Origin of the sequence: Bradyrhizobium sp. 31Argb (genome assembly GCF_043638955.1) — a bacterium.
In the GTDB taxonomy this organism is placed as follows: domain Bacteria; phylum Pseudomonadota; class Alphaproteobacteria; order Rhizobiales; family Xanthobacteraceae; genus Bradyrhizobium.
The window spans coordinates 1-5,118 of sequence record NZ_JBEGDB010000414.1; the positions used below are offsets into that span (position 1 = coordinate 1).

Here is a 5,118-nt window from a genome sequence, read left to right on the forward strand (position 1 = left end):
CAGATCAAAGCTTCGCAGCCATGATCCATCTGACCGCTGCCGTGATAAACTCCCGATGAATCCCAACAGACCCTAGCCGTCACGAAACTGTCAGCGGCGTGTAACACGCGCCTCCCAGAACTCCGCCGCGTTCATCTTCAGGGGAGATCAACATGCGCAAATCACTGCTCTGCTCCGTCGCGTCCATCGTGCTGCTCTCGGGAGCTGCCTTCGCGCAAGGCGAGGGCGAATATCCGGCGACCCTCAAGGGCCACGCCGTGCTTCCGGCGGAAAGCTTCATCGACGCGCCTGCCGATGCACCCAACGATCTCAAGACCTCCGGCAAATACACCACCGGCCGCCGCGTCGACGCAGTCGGCACCGTGATGGGCAAGTCCTACGAGCGGCCGACCGGCGTCTCGCTTCCGTTCAAGGGCCAGCCGCTGCAGGGCCATTCCGGCATCAAGGTGATGGCGGACGGCACGTTCTGGGTGCTCACCGACAACGGCATGGGCTCGCGCTACAACTCGCCGGATTCGATGCTGTACCTGAACCGGCACAAGATCGACTGGGCGAGCGGCAAGGTCGAGCGTCAGGAAACCGTGTTCCTGCACGATCCCGACAAGAAGGTGCCGTTCCGCATCGTGCATGAGGACACCGCCAAGCGCTATCTCACCGGCGCCGATTTCGACACCGAAGGCTTCCAGATCATCGGTGATACGTTCTGGATCGGCGACGAGTTCGGACCCTACGTGATCAAGGCCGACAAGACCGGCAAGGTGCTGGCGGTGTTCGAGACGACCGCCGATGGCAAGCCGGTGCGCTCGCCCGATCACTGGTCGGTGCAGTCGCCGGGCGCGCCGGGCGCGAGCTACACCACCGTCAACTTGCGCCGCTCCAAGGGATATGAGGGCTTTGCGTCCTCGAAGGACGGCAAGTTCCTGTACGGCCTGCTCGAGGGCCCGCTGTGGGATGCCGAGAAGAAGGACTGGGAGAAGGTCGACGGCAAGGAAGCCTCACGCATCCTCGAGTTCGACGTCGCGAACGAGAAATTCACCGGCCGCTACTGGCAGTATGTGTTCGAGCAGAACGGCAATGCCATCGGCGACTTCAACATGATCGACCCGACCCAGGGCCTGATCATCGAGCGCGACAATGGCGAAGGTACCGCGGACAAGGCCTGCCCGCAGGGACAACGCGGCGAGAACTGCTTCCCGGATCTCGCCAAGTTCAAGCGCGTCTACAAGATCGAGCTGTCGGATGCCAATGTCGGCAAGCCCGTGCGCAAGGTCGGCTATATCGACCTGATGAAGATCCGCGATCCCGACAAGAAGGCGAAGAAGCCACTCAATGACGGCGTGCTGACCTTCCCGTTCTTCACCATCGAGAACGTCGACAAGGTCGACGACACCCATATCATCGTCGGCAACGACAACAACCTGCCGTTCTCCTCGAGCCGCGATCCCAACAAGGCCGACGACAACGAGTTCGTGCTGCTGGAAGTCGGCGACTTCCTGAAGGCGAAGTGAGCTCTGCTCCCTCTCCCCGTTCTTCACGGGGAGAGGGTCGGGGTGAGGGGCTCTCTCCACGATCACGGTGACAGACGTGTTCGCGGAGAGAGCCCCTCACCCGGATTGCTTCGCAATCCGACCTCTCCCCGCAAGAGCGGGGCGAGGTAAGAACCGCTCATCCCGCCGGCGTCATGACGACGCCCTTGTCCTTGGGCCAGCGGATGCGCCAGGCGAAGTTGATGTCCTTGAGCTCGCCGGGCTTCGCATCGAATGTCCATTGCAGCACGCCGCGCTTGTCGCGCAGATTGGTCGCGGTCGGCGGCGTGGTCTGCGGCAGCATCTCGACCACGATCTCCTCGTTCTCGCTGACCGGGAGCTGATCCTCGATCGCGACACGGATCGGGAAATCATGGCCGTTGCGCACGCTGGTCTTGAACGAGCGTTCGTCGGTCTTCGACGTCGTCACGATCAGGCCCGCCGAGCCCTCGTTGCGCTTCACCACCGAGCGCTCGATCTTGACCTTGTCGTCGGCGCCGAAGCCGAGCCGCACGGTTTCATCCTTGCCTGCGGAAGCGATCTTGCCGCGGCCGACGAACACGCCGTCGCGATAGATTGCGACGCGGCCGGGCAGCAACGGCGCGTCCTCGACCTGCTTGAAGCTCGCCTCCAGGAACGCCGTCGGATCAATCACCGGCACGGCGCGGATCGTCAGCTCGGGCGCGATCACGCTGCTTCCGATGCGCAGGCTCTTCGCCCCTTCGCTGGCCCCAAGGCTGACGCGACCAGGGATTTTGAAGGTGGCCTGGAAGTCGCCGATCTCGGCCACCGCCTGCTGCTCGTCGGCGCGCTCACGCGCATCGAGCGCGTCGGCGGCCTTTGCGGCCGACGTCGAGCGCAGTGCGGGCGCCGGCCGCGCCAGTTCCGGCACGGCGCTCGACAGCGGCACCGGGCGCGGCGGCTGAGGATATTGCACGAGCAGCGAATTCAATTCGGGCGCGCTGCCGCCGCGGGCAATGCGCACGGTGAAGACGCCGAGCGCGACATTCGACCAGTCCTCGCCGGTCGACTGCGTGATCTCGGCGCGGCGCACCAGCTCCAGCGAGGGTTTTCGGTCCTTGGCGCCGGTATCGAGGCGTGCGTCATAGATCGGCGCCCAGCGCGCATTGCGCACCGAATAGGTGACGCGCAGGGTGGCTTTCGTGGCAGTCGCGGCAGCGAGGTCGATACGGACCTCGAGCTTGCTCGGCGGCTTGGCGGCGCGGTCGGATTCCAGCCGCGCGATCTCGCGGTCGATGTCGCGCTGCTTGCGCTCGGCTTCACGGGTCGCGGTATCGGCGATCGCGATCTCCTCGGAAACGGCGGCAAAAGCGGCGCGCCATTCGGACAGCGGCCGCGCCTCGCCCTTTTCGCCGATGCCGACCGGAGCGGCTTCGGCAAAACGCTCGGCGAACTGGCGGCGCGCCTTGGCGGCGTCGATCGCCCCTTGCAGATTGGCGCGCTCATCCTTCAACGCCTCGATCCGCTTGTCGAGCTCGGGCAGGTTCACCGGCGGCGCCGCCCGCGGCTGCCGCGTGTCGATCGAGCCGATCGTCAGCTTGCTGTCCGCGTCGCCTTCGACACGCAGTGAGGATGGGTCGAGCGACAGCGGGAAATCCTTGGCGACCAGCGTGCTGTCGCCGGACGGCAGATCGAGCGTGATGACGCGGGTGACGCTCGCGCCATCGGGATAGACGGTCACCGCATCCACCATCGAAGCGGCATCGACGTCAGCCGCCCGCGCAGGCAAAGCGGCAAGCGCGGTGACCAGCACCAGGCTGGTAGTGACAAGACAATTGGCAGTCAAACGCATTGGATCCCTTTCCTGCATTGCGCGCAGACTTCACCCGATCCGGCACCGCCGGACAGTGGCTGATGTCACACCCCCATCGGTGGTGAGACGCAGCGAGAAAAGAACCGGTTCGATTGGGGTTTGCGTGAGATGCGCTGGCGAAGCCGAAATGGCTGTTGCGGTATCCCGTTGCGCAGACGCATACCTCACCGTCATGCCCCGCGCAGGCGGGGCATCCAGTACGCCGCGGCCCCTCAGCAAAGCGCTGACGTCTCTGGAATACTGGATCGTCCGCCTTCGCGGACGATGACGCGAGGAGAGAGCGTCGCGCACATAAAAAAGCACGGCGCTTGGGGCGCCGTGCTTTGGTTCATGTGGCGTTCAGCCGAGCCGTTCTCAGCTATAGATCTCGAACAATCCGGCGCCGCCCTGGCCGCCGCCGATGCACATGGTGACGACGCCCCACTTGGCCTTGCGGCGGCGGCCTTCCTGCAGCAGGTGGCCGGTGAGGCGCGCGCCGGTCATGCCGAAGGGGTGGCCGATCGCGATCGAGCCGCCGTTGACATTGTACTTCTCGGGATCGATGCCGAGCTGGTCGCGGCAGTACAGGCACTGGCTGGCGAAGGCTTCGTTGAGCTCCCAGAGATCGATATCGTCGATCTTCAGGCCATGGCGCTTCAACAGCTTCGGCACCGCAAAGACCGGGCCGATGCCCATCTCGTCCGGCTCGCAACCGGCGGTCGCCCAGGCGACGAAGCGGCCCAGCGGCTCCAGCCCGCGCTTCTCGGCGTCCTTGGCTTCCATCAGCACCACGGCGGCGGCGCCGTCGGAAAGCTGGCTGGCATTGCCGGCGGTGATGCACTTGCCGGCGCCCCTCACCGGCTCGAGCTTGGCAAGACCCTCAATCGTCGTCTCGGGACGGTTGCACTCGTCGCGGTCGACGACATAGTCCTTGATGCTCTCTTCCTTCGTCACCTTGTCGACCACCTTCATCTTGGTCTTCATCGGGACGATCTCGTCCTTGAACTTGTTGGCCTGCTGCGCGGCCGCCATGCGGCGCTGCGACTCCAGCGAAAACTCGTCCTGGTATTCGCGGCTCAGCTTGTAGCGCTCGGCGACGATGTCGGCGGTGTCGATCATCGCCATGAAGATGTCGGGCGCGGTCTTGAGCAGCTCGGGATCGACCGATTCCTTCGGCGTGCCGCCGCCGGGAATCGAGATGCTCTCGACGCCGCCGGCAACGATGCATTCAGCGCCATCGGAACGGATCGAGTTGGCGGCCATCGCGATGGTCTGAAGCCCCGAGGAGCAGAAACGGTTCACCGAGACGCCGGCGGTCGACTTCGGCAGGCCGGCGAGCAGCGCGGCCTGACGGCCGATATTCGGCGCGCCGTGGGCGCAATTGCCGAGATAGCAGTCCTCGACATATTCCTTGTCGACGCCGGCGCGCTCGACGGCATGCTTGATGGCGTGCGCCGCCAGCGACATCGGCGGAGTGATGTTGAACCCGCCGCGGGCGGACTTCGCCAGTCCCGTGCGTGCATAGGAAACGATAACGGCTTCACGCATTGTGTTTTCTCCCTTGTTAGGACGGCCTGATATGACCGGTCTTGGCCCATTCGTACACAGATTTTGTCGGCCGCCAAACGACAAACGCCGCCTCCGATGCGGAGGCGGCGTCATGTTCCGCAGGTCGGAATATGTGGGTCGAACGACGCGACCGCCTTCCCTTCTCCCCTTGTGGGAGAAGGTGGCGCGGGTCCTGACCGGCTACATGGGTAACAGAATAGACCGGCGACA

At 64.7% G+C, this 5,118-nt stretch carries 3 protein-coding genes; 1 reads left to right on the plus strand and 2 read right to left on the minus strand.

Annotated elements, in window-relative coordinates; translation table 11 throughout:
- Positions 1-152: 152 nt before the first annotated feature.
- Entirely contained in the window at positions 153-1,508 is a 1,356-nt protein-coding gene (locus tag AAFX91_RS38870) for an esterase-like activity of phytase family protein (protein ID WP_394570034.1), read from the plus strand.
- Positions 1,509-1,665: 157 nt separating this feature from the next.
- Here AAFX91_RS38870 and AAFX91_RS38875 read toward each other — a convergent pair whose 3' ends face one another.
- Entirely contained in the window at positions 1,666-3,339 is a 1,674-nt protein-coding gene (locus AAFX91_RS38875; protein ID WP_394570035.1) for a mucoidy inhibitor MuiA family protein, read from the minus strand.
- A 375-nt stretch (positions 3,340-3,714) separates the two neighbouring features.
- Complete coding sequence (locus tag AAFX91_RS38880; protein WP_394570036.1) at positions 3,715-4,887, minus strand: thiolase family protein; 1,173 nt, start codon at positions 4,885-4,887, stop codon at positions 3,715-3,717.
- Positions 4,888-5,118: the final 231 nt, after the last annotated feature.